30 protein-coding genes are annotated in these 26204 nt (G+C 65.4%); 16 read left to right on the top strand and 14 right to left on the bottom strand.

What is annotated here, in order from left to right; translation table 11 throughout:
• Positions 1-120 precede the first annotated feature (120 nt).
• Positions 121-1089 (top strand): methylmalonyl Co-A mutase-associated GTPase MeaB, encoded by a 969-nt coding sequence (meaB, locus tag ACSSV4_RS19740; RefSeq protein ID WP_454276817.1) that lies wholly within the window; start codon positions 121-123, stop codon positions 1087-1089.
• Here meaB and ACSSV4_RS19735 read toward each other — a convergent pair.
• On the bottom strand, positions 1086-1325 hold the full coding sequence (locus tag ACSSV4_RS19735) for a hypothetical protein (protein WP_454276816.1): 240 nt from the start codon (positions 1323-1325) through the stop codon (positions 1086-1088). The genes meaB and ACSSV4_RS19735 overlap by 4 nt on opposite strands.
• Before the next feature lie 130 nt (positions 1326-1455).
• Between ACSSV4_RS19735 and ACSSV4_RS19730 the strand changes: the two genes are divergently transcribed.
• The 3 genes from ACSSV4_RS19730 to ACSSV4_RS19720 all read left to right on the top strand — a co-directional run bounded on the left by ACSSV4_RS19730 (position 1456) and on the right by ACSSV4_RS19720 (position 2856).
• Entirely contained in the window at positions 1456-2166 is a 711-nt protein-coding gene (locus ACSSV4_RS19730; RefSeq protein ID WP_454276815.1) for a M48 family metallopeptidase, read from the top strand.
• 5 nt (positions 2167-2171) lie between these two features.
• A complete protein-coding gene (locus ACSSV4_RS19725; protein ID WP_454276814.1) occupies positions 2172-2528 on the top strand; it encodes a YigZ family protein in 357 nt (118 codons plus the stop codon).
• 64 nt (positions 2529-2592) lie between these two features.
• Positions 2593-2856 (top strand): DUF6455 family protein, encoded by a 264-nt coding sequence (locus ACSSV4_RS19720; RefSeq protein ID WP_454276813.1) that lies wholly within the window; start codon positions 2593-2595, stop codon positions 2854-2856.
• Between the two features lie 35 nt (positions 2857-2891).
• Here ACSSV4_RS19720 and trhA read toward each other — a convergent pair whose 3' ends face one another.
• The 4 genes from trhA to ACSSV4_RS19700 all read right to left on the bottom strand — a co-directional run bounded on the left by trhA (position 2892) and on the right by ACSSV4_RS19700 (position 5870).
• On the bottom strand, positions 2892-3542 hold the full coding sequence (trhA, locus tag ACSSV4_RS19715; RefSeq protein ID WP_454276812.1) for a PAQR family membrane homeostasis protein TrhA: 651 nt from the start codon (positions 3540-3542) through the stop codon (positions 2892-2894).
• 87 nt (positions 3543-3629) lie between these two features.
• Positions 3630-4946: an MATE family efflux transporter gene (locus ACSSV4_RS19710; protein WP_454276811.1), complete on the bottom strand. Its 1317-nt coding sequence runs from the start codon at positions 4944-4946 to the stop codon at positions 3630-3632.
• The gene (locus ACSSV4_RS19705; RefSeq protein WP_074785480.1) at positions 4939-5448 is read right to left on the bottom strand and encodes a PaaI family thioesterase; all 510 of its coding nucleotides are present in this window, start codon (positions 5446-5448) and stop codon (positions 4939-4941) included. The genes ACSSV4_RS19710 and ACSSV4_RS19705 overlap by 8 nt, the downstream gene beginning before the upstream one ends.
• Positions 5448-5870 (bottom strand): PaaI family thioesterase, encoded by a 423-nt coding sequence (locus ACSSV4_RS19700; RefSeq protein ID WP_454276810.1) that lies wholly within the window; start codon positions 5868-5870, stop codon positions 5448-5450. Before ACSSV4_RS19700 ends, ACSSV4_RS19705 begins: the two co-directional genes overlap by 1 nt.
• A 117-nt stretch (positions 5871-5987) precedes the next feature.
• Between ACSSV4_RS19700 and ACSSV4_RS19695 the strand changes: the two genes are divergently transcribed.
• From ACSSV4_RS19695 to ACSSV4_RS19660, 8 genes are all read left to right on the top strand, one after another.
• On the top strand, positions 5988-6356 hold the full coding sequence (locus tag ACSSV4_RS19695; protein WP_454276809.1) for a MerR family transcriptional regulator: 369 nt from the start codon (positions 5988-5990) through the stop codon (positions 6354-6356).
• Positions 6357-6529: 173 nt separating this feature from the next.
• The gene (locus ACSSV4_RS19690; protein ID WP_454276808.1) at positions 6530-6931 is read left to right on the top strand and encodes a MerR family transcriptional regulator; all 402 of its coding nucleotides are present in this window, start codon (positions 6530-6532) and stop codon (positions 6929-6931) included.
• Between the two features lie 37 nt (positions 6932-6968).
• The gene (locus tag ACSSV4_RS19685; protein WP_454276807.1) at positions 6969-8747 is read left to right on the top strand and encodes an acyl-CoA dehydrogenase C-terminal domain-containing protein; all 1779 of its coding nucleotides are present in this window, start codon (positions 6969-6971) and stop codon (positions 8745-8747) included.
• Positions 8748-8790: 43 nt separating this feature from the next.
• Positions 8791-9003, top strand: a complete 213-nt coding sequence (locus tag ACSSV4_RS19680) for a hypothetical protein (RefSeq protein WP_080456257.1) — start codon at positions 8791-8793, stop codon at positions 9001-9003.
• Positions 9004-9028: 25 nt separating this feature from the next.
• Positions 9029-10162, top strand: coding sequence for an acyl-CoA dehydrogenase family protein (locus ACSSV4_RS19675; RefSeq protein WP_454276806.1), 1134 nt, complete (start codon positions 9029-9031; stop codon positions 10160-10162).
• Between the two features lie 268 nt (positions 10163-10430).
• Positions 10431-11066, top strand: coding sequence for a glutathione S-transferase family protein (locus ACSSV4_RS19670; protein WP_454276805.1), 636 nt, complete (start codon positions 10431-10433; stop codon positions 11064-11066).
• 14 nt (positions 11067-11080) lie between these two features.
• The gene (locus ACSSV4_RS19665) at positions 11081-12292 is read left to right on the top strand and encodes an acetyl-CoA C-acetyltransferase (protein WP_454276804.1); all 1212 of its coding nucleotides are present in this window, start codon (positions 11081-11083) and stop codon (positions 12290-12292) included.
• A 15-nt stretch (positions 12293-12307) separates the two neighbouring features.
• Positions 12308-14503: a 3-hydroxyacyl-CoA dehydrogenase NAD-binding domain-containing protein gene (locus ACSSV4_RS19660; protein ID WP_454276803.1), complete on the top strand. Its 2196-nt coding sequence runs from the start codon at positions 12308-12310 to the stop codon at positions 14501-14503.
• Positions 14504-14600: 97 nt separating this feature from the next.
• On the opposite strand, the gene ACSSV4_RS19655 is transcribed toward ACSSV4_RS19660, so the two are convergent.
• Complete coding sequence (locus tag ACSSV4_RS19655) at positions 14601-15251, bottom strand: carbonic anhydrase (RefSeq protein ID WP_454276802.1); 651 nt, start codon at positions 15249-15251, stop codon at positions 14601-14603.
• A 164-nt stretch (positions 15252-15415) separates the two neighbouring features.
• On the opposite strand from ACSSV4_RS19655, the gene ACSSV4_RS19650 reads away from it, so the two are divergent.
• From ACSSV4_RS19650 to speB, 4 genes are all read left to right on the top strand, one after another.
• Complete coding sequence (locus tag ACSSV4_RS19650) at positions 15416-15796, top strand: hypothetical protein (RefSeq protein WP_454276801.1); 381 nt, start codon at positions 15416-15418, stop codon at positions 15794-15796.
• Between the two features lie 79 nt (positions 15797-15875).
• Positions 15876-17255: a leucyl aminopeptidase family protein gene (locus ACSSV4_RS19645; RefSeq protein WP_454276800.1), complete on the top strand. Its 1380-nt coding sequence runs from the start codon at positions 15876-15878 to the stop codon at positions 17253-17255.
• Positions 17252-18025, top strand: a complete 774-nt coding sequence (locus ACSSV4_RS19640) for a C40 family peptidase (RefSeq protein WP_454276799.1) — start codon at positions 17252-17254, stop codon at positions 18023-18025. The genes ACSSV4_RS19645 and ACSSV4_RS19640 overlap by 4 nt, the downstream gene beginning before the upstream one ends.
• Positions 18022-18990, top strand: a complete 969-nt coding sequence (gene speB / locus ACSSV4_RS19635; RefSeq protein ID WP_454276798.1) for an agmatinase — start codon at positions 18022-18024, stop codon at positions 18988-18990. The genes ACSSV4_RS19640 and speB overlap by 4 nt, the downstream gene beginning before the upstream one ends.
• Positions 18991-18996: 6 nt before the next feature.
• On the opposite strand, the gene ACSSV4_RS19630 is transcribed toward speB, so the two are convergent.
• The 8 genes from ACSSV4_RS19630 to uvrC all read right to left on the bottom strand — a co-directional run bounded on the left by ACSSV4_RS19630 (position 18997) and on the right by uvrC (position 26135).
• Positions 18997-19749 carry a Hint domain-containing protein gene (locus ACSSV4_RS19630; protein WP_454276797.1) on the bottom strand — a complete coding sequence of 251 codons (753 nt, stop codon included), beginning with the start codon at positions 19747-19749 and terminating at the stop codon, positions 18997-18999.
• Between the two features lie 244 nt (positions 19750-19993).
• Entirely contained in the window at positions 19994-20434 is a 441-nt protein-coding gene (locus tag ACSSV4_RS19625; protein ID WP_454276796.1) for a molybdenum cofactor biosynthesis protein MoaE, read from the bottom strand.
• A 15-nt stretch (positions 20435-20449) separates the two neighbouring features.
• Positions 20450-20695: a molybdopterin converting factor subunit 1 gene (moaD, locus tag ACSSV4_RS19620; RefSeq protein WP_454276795.1), complete on the bottom strand. Its 246-nt coding sequence runs from the start codon at positions 20693-20695 to the stop codon at positions 20450-20452.
• On the bottom strand, positions 20695-21360 hold the full coding sequence (pgsA, locus tag ACSSV4_RS19615; protein ID WP_454276794.1) for a CDP-diacylglycerol--glycerol-3-phosphate 3-phosphatidyltransferase: 666 nt from the start codon (positions 21358-21360) through the stop codon (positions 20695-20697). The genes moaD and pgsA overlap by 1 nt, the downstream gene beginning before the upstream one ends.
• Positions 21361-21408: 48 nt before the next feature.
• Positions 21409-22170, bottom strand: coding sequence for an enoyl-CoA hydratase/isomerase family protein (locus tag ACSSV4_RS19610; protein WP_454276793.1), 762 nt, complete (start codon positions 22168-22170; stop codon positions 21409-21411).
• A complete protein-coding gene (locus tag ACSSV4_RS19605; protein ID WP_454276792.1) occupies positions 22167-23471 on the bottom strand; it encodes a phenylacetate--CoA ligase family protein in 1305 nt (434 codons plus the stop codon). The genes ACSSV4_RS19610 and ACSSV4_RS19605 overlap by 4 nt, the downstream gene beginning before the upstream one ends.
• The gene (locus tag ACSSV4_RS19600; RefSeq protein WP_454276791.1) at positions 23468-24145 is read right to left on the bottom strand and encodes a TetR/AcrR family transcriptional regulator; all 678 of its coding nucleotides are present in this window, start codon (positions 24143-24145) and stop codon (positions 23468-23470) included. Before ACSSV4_RS19600 ends, ACSSV4_RS19605 begins: the two co-directional genes overlap by 4 nt.
• Before the next feature lie 121 nt (positions 24146-24266).
• On the bottom strand, positions 24267-26135 hold the full coding sequence (gene uvrC, locus ACSSV4_RS19595; RefSeq protein ID WP_454276790.1) for an excinuclease ABC subunit UvrC: 1869 nt from the start codon (positions 26133-26135) through the stop codon (positions 24267-24269).
• Between the last annotated feature and the right edge of the window lie 69 nt (positions 26136-26204).

The following is a 26204-nucleotide window of genomic DNA, read 5'->3' as shown; positions in this document are numbered from 1 at the left end:
CCGCGTCGCATTCGAGTATTTGGTCCATAAAGAAACCGGGGAGAGCGTGCCCCGGTCTGGACATTCGCGCCCCGGGCAAGGCATGAAGGCGGCATCTCATTCACTTCTCTGGCCGGGCGCATGGATATCACCGAATTGAGCGACAAGATCATCGCGGGCGACCGGCGTGCGCTGGCGCGGGCGATCACCCTGATCGAGAGCGGCCGCGCCGATCACCGCGCGCAGGCCGCCGACCTGATGGAGGCGCTGAAAGACACCGGGCGCGAGGCAATGCGCATCGGGCTTTCCGGCACGCCCGGCGTGGGCAAATCGACCTTCATCGAGAGTTTCGGGATGATGCTGACGGCGCAGGGGCTGCGGGTGGCGGTTTTGGCGGTCGACCCCTCCTCGGCGCGCTCGGGCGGCTCGATTCTCGGCGACAAGACCCGGATGGAACGGCTGAGCCGCGATCCCAATGCCTTTATCCGCCCCTCTCCCAGCCGCAGCCATCTGGGTGGCGTGGCCCGGCGCACCCGCGAGACCGTGGCGCTTTGCGAGGCGGCGGGATTCGACGTGGTGCTGATCGAGACCGTGGGCGTGGGCCAATCCGAGACGGTGGTGGCCGAGATGTCGGATCTTTTCATCCTGCTGCTCGCCCCCGGCGGCGGCGACGAGTTGCAGGGCGTCAAGCGCGGCATCATGGAAATGGCCGATATCATCCTCGTCAACAAGGCTGACGGCGATCTGAAACCGGCGGCGATGCGGACCTGTTCGGATTACGCGGGCGCGCTGCGGTTGCTGCGCAAGCGGGTGCAGGACCCGGAGGGCTTTCCCAAGGCGATGACCGTTTCGGCCTTGCAGGAGGACGGGTTGCAAACGGCCTGGGCCGAGATGCAGGCATTGGTCGACTGGCGCCGCGCCGAGGGGCATTTCGCCGCCCGCCGCGCCGCGCAGGCGCGCTACTGGTTCGGCGAGGAGGTGCGCCAGGCACTGCTCGCCCGGCTGGAGACCGCCGAGGCGCGCGCGGTGATGGAGGACTATGCCGCCCGAGTGGCGCGGGGCGACCTGACGCCAGCGGTTGCGGCGGCGCAGGTGCTGGAGCGGGTCTAGCCCTTGTCCGCGCCCCGGATATAGACCCCTTCGGGCAGGTCGAGCGCTGCACCCAGATCGCGCAGTTGGCTCATCGAGAGGGTGATCTTGTGCACCCGGTCGGTGCGCGGGTCGTATTGCTCGACCGTGACGCATTCCTCGAAGGCGTTGACGATGACGTCCTCGCCCAGGGGGGCGGGCCCCTCGTCGACAAGGGTGATCACGGTGGCGTCGAAATCGTGTTCGATGGAAAACATGCGGCTACCGTAGCCGCTTGGCGGGTCTTTGCAAGGGGGGGACGTGGAGCGCGGTGGAAGGGGCTGTGCCTCGGGCCATTCCCTGTTAGAAGGGACGCATGACACGTTCTTGTGATGACAGGGGTATATGATGCGTTGGATTTCCGTCCTGAGCCTTGTGGTGCTGATTGCTTGCGTGCCCACGGTCGAGCAGGGCCCGGTCACGCGGCCCGCCCCGCAACAGGCCGCGCCGCAGCCACCGTCGACGCCCACGCGCGCCAAGGTGCAGCAGTTCCTGACCGTGGTGCAGCGGGTGGAGCCGGTGGCCGAGCGCGAATGCCGGGCCCGCGCGCCGGGCATGAACTGCGATTTCCGCATCGTGGTGGATGACCGGCCCGGCCAGCCGGTCAACGCCTATCAGACGCTCGACCGCAATGGTCGACCGATTCTCGCGTTCACGCTGCCGATGATCGCCTCGGTGCGCAATGCCGATGAGCTGGCCTTTGTCATGGGGCATGAGGCGGCGCATCACATCGCCGGTCACATCCCGCGCCAGCAGCAGAGCGCGGCGGCGGGTGCGCTGATCCTGGGCGGGCTTGCGGCGCTGACCGGGGCCGGTCAGGGTGTCGTCGATCAGGCGGTGGATATCGGCGCGGGCGTGGGCGCGCGCACGTTCTCGAAGGAATTCGAGCTGGAGGCCGATGCGATGGGCACGGTGATCTCGCATCGCGCGGGCTACAACCCGCTGCGCGGGGTGGAGTTCTTTTCGCAGATCCCCGATCCGGGCAATCGCTTCCTCGGCACCCATCCGCCCAACGCGCAGCGCGTGGCGACGGTGCGGCGGGTGGCGGCCGGGCTCTGACACCCATGCGGCAATTGAAGGCGGTGCTGAGCGACCGTGGCTCGAGCTATGCGGTCTCGGGCGGGGGCGTGCGCGAGCGGGCCGGGGTCGGCGGTTTTCTCAAGACGCTCAAGCGCGACAAGAAATTCGCCCGCGCCACGCATAACAGCTGGGCGGTGATCCTGTCGGACGGCACCCCGCTCAAGGGCGATGATGGCGAGGCCGGGGCGGGGCAGGTGATCCTGCGGATGCTGGAACGCGAGGGGCTGCGCGATCACGTCATCGTTGTCACGCGCTGGTATGGCGGCAAGAAACTGGGCGGCGACCGGTTTCGCCATGTGCAGGACTGCGTGCGCGCCTATCTCGACGCGCTGGCCGTTTGACGCAGATCAAGGCGTGCGGGGCGCGCGACAGGCAGGCTGGGGCGCAGAGCATAGGAGAGATGGCATGCAAAGCACCACCACCCTCAAGCGGCACGCCGATCTGGTGGATCGGATGGCCAATACGCAAGGCATTGACCTTGAAGAGAGAATGATGGCGGGCAAGATCCGGCCCGACGATCTGAGCGATGCGGTTCTGGCCTGTACCGGCTGCGCGAATCCCGGGGCCTGCGAGCATTGGCTGGCCGAGCACGAGACCGCGACGAGCACGCCGGATTACTGCCGCAACGCCGATCTTTTCGGGTGGCTGAAGCTGGGCAAGCACGCCTGAGCGCCGGTTTTTCGGTACGGCGATGCCCCGCCGGGTCACATTCCGGCGGCGAGCGCCGTGGCAATGCCCATGAAGAAGCAGGCGCTCGCCACCGCCACGAAGAGGTGCCAGATCGCATTGGCGAAGCGCAGGTTTTCCCATGCGTAGAACACCACACCGCCTGTATAGAGCAGCCCGCCCGCCAGCAAGAGCCCGAGGCTCTGGCCCGGCAGCACCGCCGAGAGCGGGATGAACAGCGCCACACCGATCCAGCCAAGCGCCACATAGGGCAGCCAGCCGGTTGTCATCTGGCCGGGTTTGGCCCGGATCTTGGTCACCGCGCCGAAGAGGGCCAGCAGCCAGACCAGTGCCAGGATCATATAGCCGAAGGCGGTGCCCAACAGCACGCTGAGCGGGGTGAAGGTGCCCGCGATCTTGACATAGATCGCCGCGTGATCGAGGCGGCGCAGGATCGGGCGCGCGGGGGTATGGGCATAGAGGTGATAGGCCGCCGAGGCCCCCAGCATCATCAGCAGCGCGCCGGAATAGACAATGGTCGAGGCCAGCGTCACCCCGTCCATCCTAAGCGCCCACATGGCGAAGAGCACCGCCACCCCGGTGATCGCGGTGAGAACCCCCGCGATATGCACCGCGCCATCGGCCACCCGTTCGGCCCGGGAATAATTGGGATAGGACATGTCGATCATGGCTCCAGTCTGACGCGAAATTGTTAACGCTTCAACACTATCCGAAAATTCGGGCGGCAATCCGGTGGCATTGTGGCGCATCCCCGCCTATCGCACGGCCCGCTCCAGCGCCGGGTAGCGCAGGGCGAGGGTGACGCCGCGCGCGACAAAGCTGATCAGAAGCGCCAGCCACAGCCCGTGATTGCCGAGCGACGGCACCAGCGCCGCCGCTGCCGCGACATAGACCACGAGGCTGAGCGCCATCATGTTGCGCATGTCGCGCGAGCGGGTCGCGCCGATGAAGACCCCGTCGAGCATATAGGCGGCAAGCCCGAGGATCGGGGCGGCGGCCATGTAGATCAGATAGGTGCGCGCCTCGGCCTGTACCTCGGGCACCTTGGCCATGAGATCAATGATCGCGCCGCCGAATGTGGCGAAGCCGACCGCCAGCGCGATGCAGACCACCAGCCCCCAGAAGCTGGTCATCAGAGCCCCGCGTCGCAACAGCGCCACCGCCCGCGCGCCGTAAGCCTGCCCCACCAGCGCCTCGGCGGCGAAGGCGAACCCGTCGAGCGCGTGCGCCGTGATGTTGAGGAATTGCAAAAGCACCTGATTGGCCGCCAGCGTGACATCGCCGAAATCGGCACCCAGAAACAGGAACGAGATGAAGATGATCTGGAGCATGAGTGAGCGCAGCAGGATATCGGTATTCACCATGGCCATGTTGCGCAGGCGCGCGCGGTCAAAGACGCGCGGCCAGTCGCGCCATGTGGGCACGCCAAAGGCATCGCGGCAGAACCAGAAGCCGAGTGCGAGCCCGCCCCATTCGGCGATCACCGTGGCCTGCGCCACGCCGGTCACGCCCATATCGAGCCACAGCACGAACCACAGGTCGAGCCCGATGTTGACGCCGTTCATCAGCACCTGGATCATCAGCACCGCGCGGGTGCGTTCCTGCGCGATGAGCCAGCCGGTCATGCCGAAGAGCGCGATCATCGCAGGCGCGGACCAGACGCGAATCGCCATGTAATCGCGCGCGAGGGCCTCGACCTCGGCACTGGCGGGCGAGATCTGGAAGGCGGCCCAGAAGATCGGCACTTGCAGGGCGATGACGAACAATCCCCCGGCAAAGCCGATCATCAGCGCGCGGGTGAGCAGGGCCGCGACCTCGCCGGTCTGCCCCGCCCCATGCGCCTGACTGGTGAGCCCCGTGGTGCCCATCCGCAGAAAGCCGAAGATCCAGTAGATCCCGGTCAGGATCACCGCGCCGATGCCGACCGCGCCGATGGGCGCGGCAAGCCCGATCTGCCCCACCACGCCGGTATCCACCGCGCCCAGAATGGGCACGGTCGCGTTGGAAATCACGATCGGCAGGGCGATCCTGAGGACGCGGGCATGGGTGACCGCACGGGCGACGTCACTCATCGCGGCGCGGCATCAGGAAATGGCCGGTGGCCTGCGCGAAGGGGCGCGAGCGGTTGTCCTGCCACGCCTCGACATGCACCGAGGCATAGCGCCGCCCCGAGCGGTTGACCTGCGCGCGCGCATAGGCGTCGCGCGGCAGGCCGGAGCGCAGGTAATCGACGGTGAAATCAATCGTCTTGGGAAGCCGCGGCAGGCGGCCCTCGGTCAGGGTCTCGACATCGGTCTTGCCGCTCTCGATCTCTTCCCACAAGTGGCCCCAGCTGAGCCCGATGATCGAGGTGATTTCCAGAAACGCCGCTGTCGCCCCGCCATGCAGCGCGGGCAGCAGGGGATTGCCGATGAGTTTTTCATCGAACGGCATCACGGCGGTCAGCTCGTCGCCGCGCCGCTCGAACTGCACGCCGAGAAAGCGGATATAGGGCACGCCCTCGACCAGCGCCTTCAATGCGGCGTCGCGGCGTTGCTTGACCACCTGCACGGGTTCGGGACGGGCGCGCGCCATCAGCCGCCCTCCACGGTGAAGGTGCCGGTGGCGGTGGCGACGGGGCGCGCGCTGTCATCGTCCATGGCGCGGGCGCGCACGAAGGCGACAGACCGGGTGATATGGTAGCATTCGGCATGGGCGCGGATGGTCTGGCCGGGTGTGGCGGGGCGCATGTAGTCGATGCGCAGGTCGATGGTGGCGGTGCCGCCGGGGGCCTCGGGGTGGCTCATCGCCGCCGCCCCGCAGCAGGTATCCATCAGCGCCGACACCGCGCCACCGTGAATCACCCCAGTCTCCGGGTCGCCGATCAGGCGCTCGTCGTAGTCCATCTCGATCTCTGCGCGGCCCTCACCCATGCCGATCAGGCGCATCCCGAGCGCGCGGGCATGGGGCAGCGCCTGCATGAATTGCTGGGCGATCCGGTTCTTCTTGTCATCCATGGGCATCCCCGCTGCGATCTTGCGCCCTTTATGGGGTGCAACGGGCCGGGGCTGCAAGAGGGGCGGTTGCGCGGCGCGCGCCTTGGCCCTAACTTGCCCGGGCAGGAGGGCCGGAAGATGGCGGAGAACAGACTGTCCTTCAAGGAGATGTGCGCGAAATACGACGTCACGCCGCGCACGTTGCGGTACTACGAGTATATCGAACTCTTGCAGCCGGAGCGCGAGGGCAGGTCACGCTATTACGGACCCCGCGAATGCGCCCGGATGACGCTGATCCTGCGGGGCCGGAAATTCGGCTTTGCTTTGGAAGATATCCGGCAATGGCTGTTGATCTACGAGCATGAGGGCACCGACGCGCAGATGCGCAGTTGGATCGACCTGGCTGACCGACAGCTTGACGAACTCGCCGAACAGCGCCGCCAGATCGACGAGGCGATGGCCGAGTTGCGCCAGTTGCGCGACCAGACGGCGGCGAATCTCGACTGAAACAACCTGACGCCGGGGCAACAAAATGTCCCTGCAAGGCCGCTTACCTGACCTTATCTTACGTCAACTTAAAAGTGACGTGACGTAGTGGTTACGTAAAGCCTCGAGGCTGTTGTATCCCAAAATGACGGAGCGCAGATAGTCGTCAAATGCTCTGCGACAGAGGCACCACCATGACTGACGACATAATGACAATCCGGCAGATGTGCGAGGCGTTCGACGTCACGCCGCGCACCCTGCGATTCTACGAGGCCAAAGAGCTGCTCTCGCCCATTCGGCAGGGACAGCGGCGCCTCTTTACCCGGCGCGACCGCGCACGGTTGAAACTGATCCTGCGCGGCAAGCGCTTCGGCTTCAGCCTCGAGGAACTGCGCCAGTTGCTTGATCTCTATGACAAGGGGGATCAGCAGCACACCCAGATCGCCAGCGCCTATGAGGTGGCCAAGGCGCGTCTGGCCGAGATGGAAACGCAGCGCAACGAGTTGGAGGCCGCGATCTCCGAGTTGCGCGAACAGATGACATGGGGCGAGCGCATGCTGGCCTCGCTCAAGACCAACCGCGACGCCGCCGAGTGATACCGGCACGGCCATTCTTTTAGGGAGAGAGAACCAGATGCCAAGCTACACCGCACCGACCCGCGACATGCAATTCATCCTGCATGACGTGCTCAAAGTCTCGGAGCAGGACACGCCGGGCTATGCCGAGCTTGACCGCGATTTCACCAGCGCGGTGCTGGAAGAGGCGGGCAAGATTTCCTCTGAGGTGCTGTCGCCGCTGAACCCGGTGGGCGACAGCGAGGGCTGCGTTCTGGAAAACGGCGTGGTGCGCACGCCCACGGGCTTCAAGGCGGCGTTTGATCAGGTGCGCGAGGGCGGCTGGACCGCGCTTGACCTGCCCGAGGAATACGGCGGGCAGAACATGCCCTATGTGCTGGGGACCGCCGTGGGCGAGATGTTCTCGGGCGCCAATCAGGCGTTTACCATGTATCAGGGTCTGACCCATGGCGCGGCCTCGGCGATCCTTGCGCATGGCTCGGACCAGCAGAAAGACACCTATCTGCCCAAGATGTTCTCGTGCGAGTGGACCGGCACCATGAACCTCACGGAGCCGCATTGCGGCACCGATCTGGGCCTGATGCGGACCAAGGCCGAGCCGCAGGGTGATGGCAGCTTCAAGCTGACCGGGCAAAAGATCTTCATCTCGTCGGGCGAGCATGACATGGCCGACAACATCATCCATCTGGTGCTGGCCAAGATCCCCGGCGGGCCCGAGGGGATCAAGGGTGTGTCGCTGTTTATCGTGCCGAAATTCCTGGTGAACGAGGATGGCAGCCTTGGGGCGCGCAACGGCGTGACCTGCGGCAAGATCGAAGAAAAGATGGGCATTCACGGCAATTCCACCTGCGTGATGAACTATGACGGCGCCACGGGCTGGCTCTTGGGCGAAGAGCACAAGGGCATGCGCGCCATGTTCACCATGATGAACGAGGCGCGGATCGGCGTGGGGATGCAGGGTCTGGCACAGGCCGAGGTCGCCTATCAGAACGCGCTCGCCTATGCCAAGGACCGGCTTCAGGGCCGCGCGGTGACCGGCACGGAAAACCCCGACGGCCCCGCCGACCCGCTGATCGTGCATCCCGATATCCGCCGCTCGCTGATGGATCAGAAGTCGTTCATCGAGGGGGCGCGTGCCTTCATGCTCTGGGGCGCAGAACTCATCGACCGCTCGCATCGTGGTGATGACGCCGCCGCCGAAGGTCTGATTTCGCTGATGACGCCCGTCATCAAGGGCTTTCTCACCGACGAAGGCTACGACATGACCGTGCTGGCGCAGCAGGTCTATGGTGGGCATGGCTATATCGAGGAATGGGGCATGTCGCAGTTCACCCGCGACGCTCGTATCGCGATGATCTACGAGGGTGCCAACGGCGTGCAGGCGCTCGATCTGGTGGGGCGCAAGCTGGCGCAGGACTCTGGCCGGCATGTCATGGCTTTCTTCGAGATGGTCAAGACCTTCCTCAAGGAGAACGAGGGCGACGAGGCGCTGAAGAAAGACTTCCTCGACCCGCTCAAGGCCGCGTCGAAAGACCTGCAGGCCTCGGCGATGTTCTTCATGCAGAACGGCATGAAGAACCCCAACGCAGCACTTGCCGGGTCCTATGACTTCATGCACCTTTTCGGCCATGTCTGCCTTGGGCTGATGTGGGCGCGGATGGCCAAGGCGGCGCATGCGGCGCTGGAGGCGGGCACGTCGGATGAGGCATTCTACAAGACCAAGCTGGCGACGGGTCGTTTCTACATGAAACGCCGCCTGCCCGCGACCGCGCTGCATCTCGCGCGCATCGAGAGCGGGGCCGAGCCGGTGATGGAGCTTGACGCCGAGGCTTTTTGAAACAGGGGTGGGGTGGAACCCCACCCTACGGGAGGAGGAAACGATGCCGAAACGCTTTCGCCTGACGCGCCGCTTCAACGCGGCGATGACCGAGGACGGCTATCGCCGTTTGCGCAAATTCAGCCAGGAGGCGGGGCTCGACGAGGGCGAGGCGCTGTCTTTCCTCTTCGAGAATTTCGACAGCGTGATCGACGAGGACACGTTCGCGCATCGGCTGCGCATTTTCAATTCGGAGCTTGAGGCGCGCAAACGCTGACCATTCAGGGACGGGAGGCCCAGCCATGACATGGATGACGGACGAGCACCGGATGCTCGGCGAGATGACCGCCAAATTCATCAATGATGAATGGCGGCCGCATTACGAGCGCTGGCGCAAGGCGGGGATCATGGACCGCGACTGCTGGCTTGAGGCGGGCGAGCTGGGCCTGCTCTGCCCCTCGATCCCCGAGGAATACGGCGGCGCGGGCGGCGATTTCGGGCATGAGGCGGTGATCTGCCTGGAGCAGAGCCGTGCCAATCTCGCAAGCTGGGGCAACCCCATTCATTCCGGCATCGTCGCGCATTACATCCTCGCCTATGGCAGCGAGGAACAGAAACAGATCTGGCTGCCGAAAATGGTCTCGGGCGAGATGGTCGGCGCATTGGCCATGACCGAACCCGCCGCCGGATCGGATGTGCAGGGCATCAAGACCCGCGCGCTGCGCGACGGCAACGCCTATCGCCTGTCCGGGCAGAAGACATTCATCACCAACGGCCAGCACGCCGATCTCATCATCGTCGCCGCCAAGACCGACCCCAAGGAAGGGGCCAAGGGCATCTCGCTTGTCGTGGTCGAGACCGAAGGGGCCACGGGCTTTGCACGCGGGCGCAACCTTGAAAAGGTCGGGCTGCATGCGGGCGACACGTCGGAATTGTTCTTCGACAACGTGGAAATCCCGCCCGAGAACATCCTTGGCGGCGAAGAGGGGCGCGGCTTTTACCAGATGATGGAGCAACTGCCGCAGGAACGGCTGATCATCGCCTGTGGTGCGCAGGGGGCGATGGAGGGCGCGGTCGAGCGTACGATTTCATATGCCAAGGAGCGTCAGGCCTTTGGCGGGCCGATCCTGCAATTCCAGAACACCCGCTTCAAGCTGGCCGAATGCAAGACCAAAACCGCCGTCTGCCGCGCCTTTATGGATGAATGCATTTCCGAGCACATGCGCGGAGAGCTGAGTGTCGAAAAGGCCGCGATGGCGAAATACTGGCTGACCGATGCGCAGGGCGAGGTGCTGGATGAGTGCCTGCAACTGCATGGCGGCTATGGCTACATGCAGGAATACGACATCGCCGAAATGTGGGCCGATGCCCGCGTGCAGCGCATCTATGGCGGCACCAACGAGATCATGAAAGAGCTGATCGCGAGGGCGCTGTGAAGGTCGGGGCGGTGGCGCGTATGGCAAATGCCGGATGCCTCCGGCGGGAGTATTTCGGGCAAGATGAACAGGACAGGTCCACCCTGTCCGATGCGCGGGCCAATTGGCATCAGGCACCGGAACAGGGCTTCACCTTGCGCGGTCATCGGCTCTCCAGCCTGTACCGCGTCTTCGATCAAAGCGCATTAACGTTAATGTACGGTGAATCTCCGCAGGCTTCATCTTGCCGAAAATACTCAAATCCAACACCGCAACCGGGAGCCACGCCATGACGATCAAACTCCACTGCTTCGGCGAGAGCGGCAATGCCTACAAGGCGGCGCTGGCGCTGGAGCTTTCCGGTCTCGACTGGGAGCCGGTCTTTGTCGACTTCTTCGGCGGTGAGACGCGTGGCGACGCGTTTCGTCACCTCAACGTGATGGGCGAGGTGCCGGTGCTGGTGGATGGCGATGTCACCTTGACGCAATCGGGCGTCATGCAGATGTATATTACCGAGACGACAGGCAAATTCGGCGGCGAAACACCGCAAGAGGCGCGCGAGGTGATGCGCTGGATGTTCTGGGACAATCACAAGCTCAGCTCTCAGGCGGGAATGACGCGGTTCCTGATGAACTTCCTGCCCGAGGAGAAGCGCCCGGCGGAGGTGATCGGCTTCATGCAGGGGCGGCTCAAGGCCGCCTATGCCGCGCTCGACGCGCATCTCAAGGGCCGTGACTGGATCGTGGGCCATGCGATCACCAATGCCGATCTGAGTTGCTGCGGCTATCTCTTCTATCCCGAGCCCTTCGGTTTCGACCGCAAGGACTGGGCCAATATCGAACGGTGGCTTTCGAATATCGAGCGCCTGCCCGGCTGGAAACACCCTTATGACCTGATGCCCGGCAGCCCTGCTGACCGCGCGTGAAAAAGGAGACCGAGATGACAGATGCCTATATCTACGACGCCGTGCGCAGCCCGCGTGGCAAGGGCCGCAAGGATGGCGCGCTGCACGAGGTGACCGCAGCGCGGCTCTCGGCGGATATGCTGAACGCGCTGAAGGCGCGCAGCGGGTTTGAGGGTCACGCCGTCGAGGATGTGATCTGGGGCAATGCCACGCAGGTGATGGAACAGGGCGGCTGTCTGGCCCGGACCGCCGTGCTGGCCTCGGATCTCGATGAGCGCATTCCCGGCCTCTCGATCAACCGTTTCTGCGCCAGCGGAATGGAGGCGGTGAACCTGGCCGCCAATCAGGTGCGCGCCGGCGCCGGTGACGGCTATATCGCGGGCGGGGTCGAGATGATGGGCCGGGTCGCCATGGGCAGCGACGGGGCGGCGATTGCCGTCGATCCCAGCATTGCCATGGACAGCTATTTCGTGCCGCAGGGGATTTCGGCGGATATCATCGCCACCGAATACGGGTTCAGCCGCGACGATGCCGACGCGCTCGCCGTGGAATCGCAGCGCCGCGCCGCAGCCGCCTGGGAAGACCGCCGCTTTGACCGCTCGATCATCGAGATCAAGGACCAGAATGGCCTCTCGATCCTCGATCATGACGAATACATGCGCCCCGGCACCGACATGCAATCGCTCGGTGCCTTGAAGCCCAGCTTCAAGGATATGGGCGAGGTGATGCCGGGCTTCGATGCCGTGGCCAAGCTGAAATACCCGCACCTTGAGGCGATCAACCATATCCACCATGCCGGGAACTCCTCGGGTATCGTGGACGGGGCTGCGGGTGTGCTCGTGGGCAGTAAGGCGTTCGGCGAGAAATGGGGCCTGACGCCGCGCGCGCGCATCCGCCAGACCACCAAGATCGGCACCGATCCCACCATCATGCTGACCGGCCCGGTGCCCGCCACCGAAAAGGCGCTGAAAGACAGCGGCATGGCGATCTCGGACATTGACCTCTTCGAGGTGAACGAGGCGTTTTCCGCCGTCGTCCTGCGTTTCATGCAGGCCTTTGACGTCGATCATTCGCGCCTGAACGTCAACGGAGGGGCCATCGCCATGGGCCACCCGCTGGGGGCCTCGGGGGCGATCATCATCGGCACGCTTCTGGATGAGCTGGAGCGCAGCGGCAAGGGGGTTGGTCTTGCCACGCTCTGCGTTGCCTCCGGCATGGGTGCCGCCACCATCATCGAACGCGTGTAAGGGGAGAGAGCGACAATGACCGATTTCACAATGGAAAAAGGCGCCGATGGCGTCGCGATCATCACCTGGGACGTGCCCGGCAAGTCGATGAACGTGATGAACCAACAGGGCTTTCTCGACCTCGAGGCGCTGATCGACGACGCGCTCGCCGATGACGCCGTCAAGGGCGTGATCCTGACCTCGGGCAAGGAGGGGTCTTTCGCCGGGGGCATGGATCTCAATATCATCGCCAAGATGCGCGATGATGCGGGCGACGAGCCTGCCAAGGGGCTCTTCGAGGGCGTGATGGGCATGCACGCCATCCTGCGCAAGATCGAGCGTGCGGGCATGGACGACAAGAACAAGGGCGGCAAGCCGATCGCCGCCGCCCTGCCCGGCACCGCGCTTGGCATCGGGCTGGAAATCCCGCTCGCCTGCCACCGGATCTTTGCCGCCGACAACCCGAAGGCCAAGATCGGCCTGCCCGAAATCATGGTCGGCATCTTTCCCGGCGCGGGCGGCACCACGCGGCTGGTGCGCAAGCTGGGGGCCATGGGGGCCTCGCCGCTCTTGCTCGAAGGCAAGCTGAACGACCCCAAGAAAGCCAAATCCGCCGGGGTGGTGGATGAGGTCGTGCCCGCCGATCAATTGATCGAAAAGGCCCGCGAATGGGTGCTCTCGGGGCCGAATATCGTCAAGCCCTGGGACGAGAAGGGCTACAAGATGCCCGGTGGCGCGCCCTATCACCCGGCGGGCTTCATGACGTTCGTGGGCGCGTCGGCGATGGTCAATGGCAAGACCCAAGGCGCGTTCCCGGCGGCCAAGGCGCTGTTGTCCGCCGTCTACGAGGGGGCGCTCGTGCCGTTTGATACGGCGCTGAAGATCGAGGCGCGCTGGTTCACGAATGTGCTGATGAACCCCTCGTCAAGCGCCATGATCCGCTCGCTCTTTATCAACAAGGAGGCGCTGGAGAAAGGCGCCAACCGTCCCGATGTGCCGGATCAGAAGGTGAAAAAGGTCGGCGTCATGGGCGCGGGCATGATGGGCGCAGGCATTGCGCTCGTCTCGGCCATGGCCGGAATGGAGGTGGTCCTCATCGACCAGAAACAGGAGGCCGCCGACCGCGGCAAATCCTACACCGCCGATTACATGGACAAGGGCATCAAGCGCGGCAAGGGGACGGAAGAGAAGAAGCAGGCTGCGCTCGATCTGATCACCGCCACCACGGATTACAGCGCCTTGAAGGGCTGTGACCTGATCATCGAGGCGGTGTTCGAAGACCCCGCCGTCAAGGCCGAGGCCACCAAGAAGGCACTGGCCGAGGCGGGCGAGGACTGCTTCTTTGCCACCAACACCTCGACCCTGCCGATCACGGAACTCGCCAAGGCCTCCGACAGCCCTGAGAACTTCATCGGCATCCACTTCTTCTCGCCGGTCGAGAAGATGATGCTGGTCGAGATCATCAAGGGCGCAAAGACCGGCCCGCGTGCCGTGGCCAAGGCGCTCGACTACGTACGGCAAATCCGCAAGACGCCCATCGTGGTCAATGACGCGCGCTTCTTTTACTGCAACCGCTGCATCATTCCCTATATTAACGAGGGCATCCGCATGGTGGCCGAGGGCGTGGCGCCTGCGCTGATCGACAACGCGGCGCGGCAGTTGGGTTTCCCCGTGGGGCCGCTGCAACTGGTCGATGAGACCTCGATCGACCTCGGGGCCAAGATCGCGCGGGCGACCAAATCCGCGATGGGCGATGCCTATCCCGACGCCGCCGTCGATGAGGTGATCTTCTGGATGGAAGGCGAGGGGCGGCTGGGGCGCAAGGCCAATGCCGGGTTTTTTGAGTATGACGAGAAGGGCAAGCGTCTTGGATATTGGGAGGGCCTCGCGCAGAAATATCCCCGCGCCGAGGAACAGCCCGACCTGCACGAGGTGCAGCACCGGTTGATGTTCGCGCAGGTGCTGGAAGCGGTACGCGCGCTGGAGGAAGGCGTGCTGGAGGACATTCGTGAGGGGGATGTGGGCGCGATCCTCGCCTGGGGCTTTGCGCCCTGGTCGGGCGGGCCGTTTGCCTGGCTCGACATCATCGGTACGCCCTATGCCGCCGAGCGCTGCGATCAGCTGACCGAGAAATTCGGACCGCGCTTTGCCACGCCTGCGCTGCTGCGCGAGATGGCCGACAAGAACCAGGGCTTCTATGCCCGGTTCGGCCAGCAGTCACAGGCCGCGTAACCGAAGAACCCCGCGTGCTCCAACCGGGCGCGCGGGGTTTCTTTATGGCGAAAATACTCACAATCCCCGCTTGCCTCGATGCGCGCCGGGCAGGGCATCACAGCGGCACGAACCCGGCCTGGCTCGCGCTATACTGTTCCAGCGATCCGCTGCCGATTTCGTGCCAGAGCCCGTGCAGCGTCAATTCGCCCGAGGCCACCGCCGCCTCGACGAAGGGAAAGCTCATCAGGTTTTCCAGCGACACCATCACCGCCTGTTTTTCCAGTGCCTTGAGCTGCGCCGCCTCGTCGCCCATGTCCTTGACCCGCTCGTAGCCGGGCCGCAGGATGTCGAGCCAGCGGCCCACGAAACTGGTCTGCTCCTCGAGTTCCGGCGCATGGCCTGCGCACATCTGCTGGCAGCCCTTGACGCCGCCGCAGGCCGAATGGCCGATGACGATCAGATGCGCGACCTTGAGGGCGGTCACCGCGAATTCCACCGCCGCCGAGGTGCCGTGCTGTGCGCCGTCGGTCACGTAGGGCGGCACGAGGTTGGCGATGTTGCGGTGAATGAAGAACTCGCCTTGGTCCGCGCCGAAGATCGAGGTGACATGAACGCGGCTGTCGCAGCAGGAAATCACCATCGCACGCGGATGCTGGCCCTGCTGCGCGAGGTGCCGATACCATGCCTGATTTTCCGTATAGCTGGTGGCCTTCCATCCGTGGAAGCGGTGCACGAGATAGGTCGGCAGGGGGCGGGCGTAATCCATGGTCTCTCCGGCGCTTGGGGCGGCTCACGGCTGGATAATCGGTATTCACCTCGAATTCGAGCCATAATTTGCGGGCGCGGAAACCATTTGGGAACCGCGCAGATGCCATTCTCTGCCGCGCCGTGGGGGCCAGGGTACGACAAGCGGGTGAGAAGGTGAACAACGTGGAACAACCGACGGTGCTGCAACAGTACGAATGCGTGCGGCTCGATGCCGACCGGCTGGAGGCGCTTTATCTGGAATTGGGCGAAACAAGCGCCGAGGATGTGGTGTGCCGCGCGCTCGAGGAACTGGCGGCGCGGCTGGGTCATGCCGAGCGGTTCTACCGCGAGGGGCGGTTGGGAGAGATGCGCAAGAGCAGCCGCAGCCTGATCGCCATCGCCGATCAGATCGGCATGGCGCTGCTGGCGCGGGTGGCGGGGGACGTGACGGGCTCGATTGACGCGGGTGATTACAACGCGCTCGCCGCCACCTTCGCGCGGCTGTTGCGGATCGGTGACCGCTCGCTCTGCGAGATCTGGGAGGCGCAGGACACGCCGTTTTGAGAGGCGCGATTTGGCGGTTGCAGGCGGCGCAATCGGGGCTAGGCTGGCGGGGATCAACCGCTGGAAAAGGTCCGCCCCTATGAGCCTGACATTCGCCGCCCCCGACACGCCCGCCATCCCGCTGCATGTGGTGGAGGAGGGCGCGCTCGAAGGCTGGCTCGACGCGCAGTCCTCGAAGGTCGCGGCCTGGGTGCGGGCCATGGGCTTTACCGGTGCGCTTGGCCGGGCACTCGCCGTGCCGGACGCGGTGGGTGGCATCGCCTTGGCGCTTGCGGGTTATGGCAGCGCCACCTCGCGCGCCCGGGGCCGGTTTCATCTGGCCGCCGTCGCAGCGGCCCTGCCCGAGGGCACCTACCGGCTGGAGGGGCTGCCCGAAGAGGCGGCAGAGACCGAGGCGTTTGGCTGGCTGCTGTCGCATTACGCCTACGAGCGCTACCGCGAGCAAAGCCCGGCCAAGGCGCGGCTGGTGGCACCCGAGGGCGTCGATGCCGCGCGGCTGGAGGTGATCGCGGCGGGCGAGGCGCTGACCCGTGACCTGATCAACACTCCGGCCAATGATCTTGGCCCCGATGCGCTGGAGGCCGCCTGCCGCGCCATCGCCGATCAGCAGGGCGCGCGCCTTACCTGTACGCGCGGCGCGGATCTGCTGGAGCAGAACTTTCCGCTGATCCACACCGTCGGACGTGCCGCAGCGCAAGCCCCGCGCCTCATTGAGATGACATGGGGCGATAGCGGGCCGAACCTGACGCTTGTCGGCAAGGGTGTCTGTTTCGACACCGGCGGGCTGAACCTCAAGCCCGGGTCGTCGATGGGGCTGATGAAAAAGGATATGGGCGGCGCGGCGACGGTTCTGGGGCTGGCGCATATGATCATGGCGCTCGATCTGCCGCTGCGGCTGCGGGTGCTGATCCCGGCTGTGGAAAACGCGGTCAGCAGCAATGCGTTTCGCCCCGGCGACATCCTGACCGCGCGCAACGGCATGACCGTCGAGGTCAACAACACCGATGCCGAGGGTCGGCTGGTGCTGGCCGACGCGCTGGCCTATGGGGCCGAAGAAAGACCCGATCTGATGATTTCCATGGCCACCCTTACGGGTGCCGCGCGCGTGGCGCTCGGGCCGGATCTCGCGCCCTATTACACCAACGATGCGGGCTTTGCCGCCGCACTTGAGGCCGCCGCCGCGCGCGTCGCCGATCCGGTCTGGCGGCTGCCGTTTCATGACGCTTACGAGGCGATGATCGAGCCGGGGATCGCCGATCTCGACAATGCACCGTCGGGCGGGTTTGCAGGCTCGATCACGGCGGCGCTCTTCCTGCGGCGTTTTTCAGCCGGGCTCAATTACAGCCATTTCGACATTTATGGCTGGACGCCGAGCGCGGCCCCGGCCCGGCCCAAGGGGGGCGTTGGCATGGGCGCGCGCGCGCTGCTCGATGCCCTGCCCGAGGTGCTCGACCTGTGAGCGCCCTATCGCCACGCGACAAGCACTGCTACGTCACCCGCCCGGTGGCAAATCTCCATGGGGTGCCCGGCGGGATGCGCGAACGGCAATTGCGCTATGGCGAGGCTTTTACGGTCGAGTATTGGGAAGATGGCATGGCCTTCGGCACCTCGCCCGATACCGGCCATTCCGGTTGGATCGGAAGGGCCGCACTGGCCCCCGCCCATGCGCGCGACGCCCCCACTCACCGCGTTAACGCGCGCCAGACTCACGCCTACAGTAGGCCCGCTTTCAAATCGTCCGAGCGTATGGCCCTCCCACACCTTTCGAAACTGGCGGTGAGCGGCGAGCAAGGGCGCTTTCTTGAGACCGAGATCGGCTGGGTGCCTGCCGCGCATCTAAGCGCGCGTCTCGCAAGCGATCCGGTTGCGGTGGCCGAACTGTACCTCGGCGCGCCCTATCTCTGGGGCGGAAACAGCATCTGGGGGCTCGATTGTTCGGGGCTTGTACATGCCGCGCTGCTGGCCTGCGGGCAACCCTGCCCCAGCGATAGCAGGCCGCAGGAACGCGCGCTAGGCACCCCGCTCGCGCCCGATGCGTCGCCGCAACGGGGCGACCTCATTTTCTGGAAGGGGCATGTGGCCTGGGTCGCGGACCCCGGCACGCTGCTCCATGCCAATGTGCATCACATGGCGGTGGCCTATGAGCCGCTGCAGGATGCCATTTCCCGCATCGCGGCGCAGGGCGACGGCCCGGTGACCGCCCGCAAACGACTGAAAGGACTGACATGACCTCCGATCCCTTCTTCCATCCGGTCTCGGGCTTCGAGATGCCGCGCTTTGCCGGGGTGCCGACCTTCATGCGGCTGCCTTATGTCCCGAAAGGGCATGCGCGCTATGACGACGTGCAGATCGGCCTTATTGGCGTGCCGTGGGATAGCGGCACCACCAACCGGCCCGGCCCACGCCACGGGCCGCGACAGTTGCGCGACGCCTCGACCATGATTCGCGCGCAGCATCCGACCAGCGGCATGCGCCCGTTCGAGGCGGTGAATTGCGCCGATCTGGGGGATGTGGGGCCCAATCCGGCGGATATCATCGACAGCCTCGCCCGGATCACCGAATTCTACGACGGGGTGACGGGTGCGGGGATCATGCCGCTGACGGCGGGGGGCGATCACCTGACGACCCTGCCGGTGCTGCGGTCGCTGGCGCGGCGCTCAGCCCTGGGCATGATCCATTTCGACAGCCATACCGACCTTTATCATTCGTATTTCGGCGGCACGATGTATACCCACGGCACCCCTTTCCGGCGCGCGGTCGAGGAAGGGCTGCTTGATCCAAAGCGCGTGGTGATGATCGGGTTACGCGGCACGATGTATGACACCGAGGACCGCGATTTCGCCAAGGCCGAGGGTATCCGGCTGATCCTGATCGAGGAATTCCATGCCCGCGGTCCCGAGGACGTTATGGAAGAGGCGCGCGAGATTGCGGGCGAGGGCGACACTTACGTGAGCTACGACATAGACTTTGTCGATCCGACCTTTGCACCCGGCACCGGCACGCCCGAGGTGGGTGGCCCGAACAGCTATCAGGCGTTGCAGGTGGTGCGCGGGCTGGAGGGGGTCCGGATCGTGGGCGCCGATCTGGTCGAGGTCTCGCCGCCCTTCGATGCCTCGGGCAACACCGCGTTTCTGGGCGCGTCGATCATGTTCGAACTGCTCTGCGTGATGGCGGGTCAGGTCGCGCGCGGCTGATCCGTCTCACGCCAGGTCGAGGGTTTCCGGGGCGTCCAGCGGCAGGCGCAGATGCGCCAGCGGTCCGAAATCGCGCAGCTCGCGGATATGCGGGAAGAGCGACAGGAATTTGCGCAGCTGTCCGGCGTCCAGGACGCGATCAAGCCCGGTGCCGGGATGAAAGCCCTCGGCCTGAAGCCCGTTCACGCAGATCACCGCGTGCCGCCGCAGGCACAGGTGATAGAGCGTGACCGGCTGGCGCGGCGTGATGCAAATGGCCCCATGCCCGTCTGCCATCACATGCGGCGGTGTCAGCACGTGATCCGACCCCAGCCGGTCGCGCAGGTGACGCGGGCGGCTGAGCAACCGCGCGCCGGGCCCGGTCATCAGGTCCGAGGCCGGACGATTGATGCCGAAGGCGTCAGCCATGATCCGGGTCAGCTTGCGGGCGGGGCCGGGGGCATCGCCGGCGTGCATCGTCATCGAGCCGATCCAGAGCACGGCCAGCGGCCCGTGGCTCTCGGACAGCACCTTGTCGCCCGGCAACAGATCCTCCACCGCCATCGGCCCGCGCGGCGTGGTGACCAGCGTGCCCCGGACGAAGGCGGAATGCGCCGCCTCGAATGGCGGGGTGGCGGGCGCGTCCTGCTCGGTTTCCTGGATGGCACCGAACCGATCAAGCCAGAGCGCGTGATAGCGACGGGTGTGGTTGGACGGGTGGTGGCGAGCGACGGGTTGCGCGTCGGCAACGCCCTGTGGCGTCAGGCGGGGGATGGTCATGCTGTGGCACCTCAATATGCAAGGCTGTCACAACCGCGTCGGCCCCCACCGACAACGACAGATGGACAATATCTGTTCTTCTGATGGTCACAGTCCTGCAATACGGATGGTGTTGGGTCAAGTTATGGTGCGGATTGTCCGACAGTCGCGAAAAATCCCGGCGCATTGCGTGGTTTGTCCACGAGTCGCGGGTGATCCCGCCACAATTCGGATCAGGGCCGCGAATCGTCCGGGCTGTTGCAGGTCACCAGCGGCTGAGCGCGTCTTCGTCCTCGTCCCGCGCGGCGACCCAGTCCGCGCCCGCGTCTGTCACTTCCTTTTTCCAGAAGGGCGCGCGGGACTTGAGGAAGTCCATCAGGAACTCGGCGGCCTGAAAGGCATCCGAGCGGTGGCGCGACGCGGTGGCGACCATCATGATCATCTCGTCGGGGGCAAGGCGGCCGTGGCGGTGCAGGATCAGCGCATCGCCGATCTGCCAGCGGCGTGCAGCCTCGTCGGCGATGGCGCGCAGGGCCTTTTCGGTCATGCCGGGGTAATGCTCGATCTCCATCGCATCGAGATCGCCGCCCAGGTCGCGGACGATGCCGGTGAAGGTCACGACCGCGCCCATGCCGGTCTGGCGCGCGGCAAAGGCATTGGCCTCGGCCCCGAGATCGAAGGGCGCTTGCTGCACGCGGATATCCATCGTCTCAGCCTCCGGTCACCCGCCTGTCATCGGCGGAAAGAATGCCACTTCGCGCGCGCCGACGAGCGGCGCGTCGAAATCCCGCAACTCCTGATCGACGGCGACGCGCAGCGCCGTGAGGTCGGAGAAGGCGGCGGCATAGCGATCCTCGCGCGCGCGCAGTTCTTCGACGAGATCCATCACCGTTGCGGGGGCGCTGTCCACCCGGTCCTTGGGGTGGCCGATGCGTTCGCGCACCCATGCGAAATAAAGCACATCCATCAGTGGTCATCCTTCAGATGCGGCGTGGCCTTGCGCAGATAGTCCACGCCCGTGATCAGTGTCAGCCCGGCGGCCAGCCACAACAGCCAGATACCGACATGCCCGGCCCAGACCATGCCGTGATATTTCCACCACAGGCCGTGCAGGTCCTCGGTGCGCCCGGCCAGAATGTCCCTCACGATCTGCGCATCCATGCCGAAGATCGACATGCCGAAATAATGCTCGAACACCCCTTGGGCAAAGAGCACCGCGATGGCGATCATCTGCGCCGTGGTCTTCCACTTGGCCAGTTTGGTGACCTTGAGCGTGCCCGCCGTATCGCCAAGATATTCACGCAGGCCCGAGACGAAAACCTCTCGGAAAAGAATAACCGTGGCAGGCAGCACCAGCCAGGGCGACATCGAGGAATAGCCGACGATCACCATCAGCGCGATCACTACCATCGCCTTGTCGGCGATGGGATCGAGCATGGTGCCGATCCGGGTCACCTGTTTCCAGCTGCGCGCGAGATAGCCGTCGAACCAGTCGGTGATCGCGGCACTGACAAACAGAATGAGCGCGAACCAGTCGGCATAGGGTCGGGTGAAATAAAGGAACATCACCGCCACCGCCGGGGCCGCCAGCAGGCGCAGCATGGTCAGGATATTTGGCAAGGTCCATGTCATGGCACGGTTCTAACCTGTCGCGTTGCCAAGGGAAAGCGCAGTCGGCATCTAAAAGTCGCTGAGGCGACGGGTGGTTTCGGGGTCCATGAAGCCCGCGACGGTGGCCTCGGTCTCAAGATCCATGGCGCGGCGAAGGTCGGGCGTGGCGGTGGCATTGAGCACCCGCTTCATCGCGCGCGCCGAGAGCGGCGGGAGTTGGGCCAAGCGGCGGGCGGTGGCGTGGGCGGTGTCGAGCAGGTCGGCATCGGGTGCGGTTCTCCACGCCAGCCCCATCTGATGCAGCGTCGCGGCCTCGTAGCGGTCGCCAAAGGTGAGCATCTCGCGGGTGCGTGTCAGCCCGACGAGCGCGGGCAAGAGCGCCGTCACCCCGCCGGTCACGAAGAGGTTGAGCGAGACCTCGGGGAAAAAGCCGCGCGCGCTGTCGGCCCAGATCGGGAAATCGCAGTTGATCGCCCATTCAAAGCCGCCACCCACGGCCCAGCCGTTGATCGCGCCGACCACCGGCTTCGGCCCCAGCGTGATCGCAAGGGTGGCGCGTTGGATCGCCAGAACCAGATCGCGCGCCTCCTCCTCCGAGGCGGGGTGGACATGGTCCTGCCGGTCGTCGCCTGCGCAGAACGCCTTGCCTGCGCCGGTCAGCACGATGGCGCGGGTCTCGGGGTCGGCATTGGCGTCGTCGAAGGCGCGCGCCACGTCGTCGATCAGCGCCCGGTTCATCGCGTTGAGCCGCGCGGGACGGTTGAGGGTGATGCGGCGCACGGCACCGTCGTGCAGCTCGCTCAGCACGGTGTCATAGGTGAAATCGGTCATGGATATGTCCTTTGCACGCGGCGGGTCTTGCCCTCGGTCAGCGGGAAGGTGCCGTGTGGCACCAGTGTCACGCGCGCGGTCGCGCCGAGGTCTTGCTTGATCGCCTGCGCAATCTCCTCGGCCTGCCCCGGCGTGGCGGTGTGCCCCTTGGCCAGTTCCGCTGTGACCGGCAGGCTGTCATGGGGCGGGGGCGTGTCGAGCGGGATGCGGTAATCGCCGGAGAGCGCCTCGAACCGGTTGAGGATGGCAGCGACCATGGTCGGAAAGAGGTTCAGGCCGCGCACCACCACCATGTCGTCCGAGCGCCCCACGACGCGAAATCGAAATCCCGTGCGCCCGCAGGTGCAGGGGGCGGTCTCGTCCACGGTGATGATGTCGCCGCTGCGAAAGCGTACCAGCGGTTGACAGTCGCGCACCAGATGGGTGAGCACCAATTCGCCGGTCTGGCCTGCCATGAGGGGCAGGAGCGCGCCGGTCTCGGGCTCGATCAGTTCGGGCCAGAGCACGTCGGCTGCCATGAAATGCAGGCGCGTGTCATGCTCGCATTGCGCCGCGAAATTGCAAAAGACGTCCGAGACCCCGTAATTGGCATTGCGCGGCTCCATTCCCCAGACATCGCGCAGGCGGGCGCGGAAGGCCGGATCGTCCAGCCCCGCCTCGCCGCCGAACAGCCCCAGTTTCAGTCCGAGGTCGCGGGGGGTGAGATTTGGGAAACGCTCCGCGATGACACGCTCCAGCACCGCCGGGTAGGAGGGCGTGCAGGAGATCGCGGTGATCCCAACCTCGCGGATGGTGCGCACCAGCAGATCGGTCGCGCCCACGCCAAACGGCACCACCAGCGCGCCGGTGGCCTGTAGTGTCATGTGATCGGTGAGGCCGCCCATCCACATCTGGTAATTCAGGCAATGCACCACCGTGTGATCCGGGGTCAGCCCGGCGGCGGATTGGCAACGCCCGCCCACCGCCTCGGTCACCGCGCAGTCGCGCAGCGAAAGCGCGAGGTTCATCGCCTGCCCGGTGGTGCCCGAGGTACGGTGCAGGCGCACCGCGGCGCGGCGCGGGGCGGCCATGTAATGCCCGAAGGGCGGATGATCGGCCTGTGCCACGCGAAGCTGCGCCTTGTCCGACAGGGGCAGGGCGGGCAGGTCAGCGAGATCGGCGGGCGGGGGCGCGCCTTGCCAAAGGTCACGGTAAAAGGCCGAGTTGCGGGCGACGTAATCGCCCTGCACAGCCCAGGCGGCGGCCTGATGGGCACGCAGCCGGTCTTGGCTGGCAAATTCGGCTTGGTCGAGCAGGCTCATGGCTGCAATCCCCGTTCCCAGAGGGTGGTGAGCGTGGAGATCACTGCCGCGCGGTCGGTCGAGACCGCAACCAGCCCCGGCTCGGCGGAAAGGTGGAGGCTGGAGAGGTAGTGATCGGTCATGCCGCCAAGCGCATAGGCGCGGCGGGTGAGTTCGGCCTCGGGCAGCGGGTCGTGCCCGTTGCGGGCGTGGCGACGGCGGGTGGCCCTGACCACGGTGGCGATCCAGTCGCGGTTGAGCCGGTGAAAGGCGGCGCGCGCCGCCGGGAAGGCGCCGAGATGGTGGATCAGGCATTTCATCAGCCCGCGATTGGACTCGAAGAGATGCACATAGGCTTGCGTTGCGGCGCGCATCGGGGCGTCGGGCTGACGGCGGCCTGCGTCGATCATCCGGGTTTGCAGGAAGCTGGCGAAGCCTTGCAGCAGGTCGTCGAGCAGCTGTGCCTGATCGGGGAAGTAGAGATAGAAGGTGCCATTGGCGATGCCTGCCTCGCGGCAGATGGCGGCGATGGTCAGGTCCTGCGGCGCGCTTTGGTCCAGCAGGTGACAGGCGGCGATGCGGACGGCCTGCGCGGTGCGCTGGCCTTTGGGCAGGCCCTCGGCCTCGGCGGCGAGGGATTGCGGATAGCTCAGGGTGTCGTGCGGCGCGGGGCGGGGCTGTGGGGCAGGGGGCATGGGCGACTCAATATGAAACTGAATTCATGTTCAGTTTAAACGCACGGGCGTGTCAAGCGGTTCGATGGCAAGTGTCCGGGATCCCCGCTTTCGCGGGGATGACGATGGGGCGAAAGCCGACTCAGCCGCGCTCGTGGAAGAAATCGTAGAGTTTCTGGGCGAGCGCGTCCGACACGCCCTCCACCGCCTTGAGATCGGCGAGGTTGGCGCGGCTGACGGCCTTGGCACTGCCGAAATGTGCGAGCAGCGCGCGCTTGCGGGCGGCACCGACGCCGGGCACCTCGTCGAGCGGGGTGGCGGAGATCGCCTTGGTCCGTTTGGCGCGATGCGTGCCGATGGCGAAGCGGTGCGCCTCGTCGCGCAGGCGCTGGATGAAATAGAGCACCGGATCGCCCCGGCGCAGCGCCATCGGGCGCTTGCCGGTGCGGTGGAATTCCTCCTTGCCGTGGTCGCGGTCCACCCCCTTGGCGACGCCGACCATCGGGATATCAGCGACGCCCATCTCGCGCATGATCCCCGCCACCGCGCTGACCTGTCCCGCGCCGCCGTCGATCAGCAAAAGGTCGGGCCATTGGCCGTGGCTGCGGTCGGGGTCTTCTTTCAGAAGGCGTTTGAAGCGGCGGGTCAGCACCTCTTTCATCATGCCGAAATCGTCGCCGGGGGTCAGGTCGTCGCCCTTGATGTTGAACTTGCGATAGTGGTTCTTCATCATCCCTTCGGGCCCCGCCACGATCATCGCGCCGACAGCGTTGGTGCCCTGGATGTGGCTGTTGTCATAGACCTCGATCCGTTGCGGGGGGCTGGGCAGATGGAACGCCTCGGCCAAGCCTTTGAGCAGTTTGCCCTGGGTCGCGCTCTCGGCCATCTTGCGCGCGAGGCTCTCGCGGGCGTTGCGCAGGGCGGCGTCGATCAGTTCGGCCTTTTCGCCGCGCAGGGGCACGGTGAGCGTCACCTTGCGACCGAGCTTTCCGGTCAGGGCTTGGCTCATCAGGTCGGGGTTTTCGAGGTCATGTGACAGAATCAGCGCGCGGGGCGGTTCCTTGCTGTCGTAGAATTGCCCGATGAAAGCCTCGAGCACCTCGGGTTCCTCGACATCGGGGCCGACGCGGGGATAGAAGTCGCGGTTGCCCCAGTTCTGCCCGGCGCGGATGAAGAACACCTGCACGCAGGCCTGCCCGTTTTCCAGGTGCAGGGCAATGATGTCGGCCTCATCGACGGTGCGCGGGTTGATGCCCTGCGCGGTCTGCACCTGCGTCAACGCCTTGATCCGGTCGCGCAGGGCGGCGGCGCGTTCGTATTCCATGGCCTCGGCGGCCTCTGACATCTCAGTGGCCAGCTTCTCCTGTATCTCGGTCGAGCGGCCCGAGAGGTAGCGTTCGGCGTCGCGCACCTGTGTGGCATATTCGGCCCTGGAGATTTTGCCGACGCAAGGCGCGGTGCAGCGCTTGATCTGGTATTGCAGGCAGGGGCGGGTGCGGCTTTCGAACATGGTGTCGTTGCAGTTGCGCAACTGAAAGACGCGCTGCAACTGCGCCAGCGTGCGGTTGACCGCGCCGGCGCTCGCGAAGGGGCCGTAATAGCTGCCCTTCTCGCGCTTGGCGCCGCGATGCTTCTTGATCATCGGATAGTCATGCGACGTCACGAGGATGTTGGGAAAGCTCTTGTCGTCGCGCAAGAGCACGTTGTAGCGCGGCTTGAGCTGTTTGATCAGGTTCTGTTCGAGCAGCAGCGCCTCGGTTTCGGTCGACGTGGTCAGGAACATCATCGACGCTGTTTCGGAGATCATCCGTGCGATGCGCCCGGTATGCCCGGTGGGGCGGGCATAGTTCGACACCCGCGCCCGCAGATTGCGCGCCTTGCCCACATAAAGTACCCGCGCCTGCGCATCGAGCATGCGGTAAACCCCCGGCGAGGCATCCAGCGTGCGCAGGTAGCCGCGGATCACATCGTGGCCGGTGGCAGGGGGGGATTGCGGGTCAGTGTCGGGCATAGTCACTCAGATATGATTCTCGTGCCGTGCTGCAATGATACGGGGCCAAGAGCAAGGGGGAAGCTGTCC

It is taken from the genome of Roseovarius sp. MBR-154 (assembly GCF_053628595.1).
This window is presented reverse-complemented; position numbering and strand designations above follow the sequence as displayed.

Bases quoted from the DNA above. Each gene is read 5' to 3' on its own strand.
- ACSSV4_RS19645 (WP_454276800.1), top strand. From the start codon at position 15,876: ATGAGCCTGACATTCGCCGCCCCCGACACGCCCGCCATCCCGCTGCAT.
- ACSSV4_RS19625 (WP_454276796.1), bottom strand. From the start codon at position 20,434: ATGGATATCCGCGTGCAGCAAGCGCCCTTCGATCTCGGGGCCGAGGCC.
- ACSSV4_RS19610 (WP_454276793.1), bottom strand. From the start codon at position 22,170: ATGACCGATTTCACCTATGACACCGTGCTGAGCGAGCTGCACGACGGT.
- ACSSV4_RS19605 (WP_454276792.1), bottom strand. From the start codon at position 23,471: ATGAGCCTGCTCGACCAAGCCGAATTTGCCAGCCAAGACCGGCTGCGT.
- ACSSV4_RS19655 (WP_454276802.1), bottom strand. From the start codon at position 15,251: ATGGATTACGCCCGCCCCCTGCCGACCTATCTCGTGCACCGCTTCCAC.
- ACSSV4_RS19675 (WP_454276806.1), top strand. From the start codon at position 9,029: ATGACATGGATGACGGACGAGCACCGGATGCTCGGCGAGATGACCGCC.
- ACSSV4_RS19695 (WP_454276809.1), top strand. From the start codon at position 5,988: ATGGCGGAGAACAGACTGTCCTTCAAGGAGATGTGCGCGAAATACGAC.
- ACSSV4_RS19700 (WP_454276810.1), bottom strand. From the start codon at position 5,870: ATGGATGACAAGAAGAACCGGATCGCCCAGCAATTCATGCAGGCGCTG.
- ACSSV4_RS19665 (WP_454276804.1), top strand. From the start codon at position 11,081: ATGACAGATGCCTATATCTACGACGCCGTGCGCAGCCCGCGTGGCAAG.
- speB (WP_454276798.1), top strand. From the start codon at position 18,022: ATGACCTCCGATCCCTTCTTCCATCCGGTCTCGGGCTTCGAGATGCCG.
- meaB (WP_454276817.1), top strand. From the start codon at position 121: ATGGATATCACCGAATTGAGCGACAAGATCATCGCGGGCGACCGGCGT.
- ACSSV4_RS19725 (WP_454276814.1), top strand. From the start codon at position 2,172: ATGCGGCAATTGAAGGCGGTGCTGAGCGACCGTGGCTCGAGCTATGCG.
- ACSSV4_RS19600 (WP_454276791.1), bottom strand. From the start codon at position 24,145: ATGCCCCCTGCCCCACAGCCCCGCCCCGCGCCGCACGACACCCTGAGC.
- ACSSV4_RS19680 (WP_080456257.1), top strand. From the start codon at position 8,791: ATGCCGAAACGCTTTCGCCTGACGCGCCGCTTCAACGCGGCGATGACC.
- ACSSV4_RS19660 (WP_454276803.1), top strand. From the start codon at position 12,308: ATGACCGATTTCACAATGGAAAAAGGCGCCGATGGCGTCGCGATCATC.
- trhA (WP_454276812.1), bottom strand. From the start codon at position 3,542: ATGATCGACATGTCCTATCCCAATTATTCCCGGGCCGAACGGGTGGCC.
- ACSSV4_RS19685 (WP_454276807.1), top strand. From the start codon at position 6,969: ATGCCAAGCTACACCGCACCGACCCGCGACATGCAATTCATCCTGCAT.
- moaD (WP_454276795.1), bottom strand. From the start codon at position 20,695: ATGGATGTGCTTTATTTCGCATGGGTGCGCGAACGCATCGGCCACCCC.
- ACSSV4_RS19690 (WP_454276808.1), top strand. From the start codon at position 6,530: ATGACTGACGACATAATGACAATCCGGCAGATGTGCGAGGCGTTCGAC.
- ACSSV4_RS19720 (WP_454276813.1), top strand. From the start codon at position 2,593: ATGCAAAGCACCACCACCCTCAAGCGGCACGCCGATCTGGTGGATCGG.
- ACSSV4_RS19710 (WP_454276811.1), bottom strand. From the start codon at position 4,946: ATGAGTGACGTCGCCCGTGCGGTCACCCATGCCCGCGTCCTCAGGATC.
- uvrC (WP_454276790.1), bottom strand. From the start codon at position 26,135: ATGCCCGACACTGACCCGCAATCCCCCCCTGCCACCGGCCACGATGTG.
- pgsA (WP_454276794.1), bottom strand. From the start codon at position 21,360: ATGACATGGACCTTGCCAAATATCCTGACCATGCTGCGCCTGCTGGCG.
- ACSSV4_RS19670 (WP_454276805.1), top strand. From the start codon at position 10,431: ATGACGATCAAACTCCACTGCTTCGGCGAGAGCGGCAATGCCTACAAG.
- ACSSV4_RS19705 (WP_074785480.1), bottom strand. From the start codon at position 5,448: ATGGCGCGCGCCCGTCCCGAACCCGTGCAGGTGGTCAAGCAACGCCGC.
- ACSSV4_RS19630 (WP_454276797.1), bottom strand. From the start codon at position 19,749: ATGACCATCCCCCGCCTGACGCCACAGGGCGTTGCCGACGCGCAACCC.
- ACSSV4_RS19730 (WP_454276815.1), top strand. From the start codon at position 1,456: ATGCGTTGGATTTCCGTCCTGAGCCTTGTGGTGCTGATTGCTTGCGTG.
- ACSSV4_RS19735 (WP_454276816.1), bottom strand. From the start codon at position 1,325: ATGTTTTCCATCGAACACGATTTCGACGCCACCGTGATCACCCTTGTC.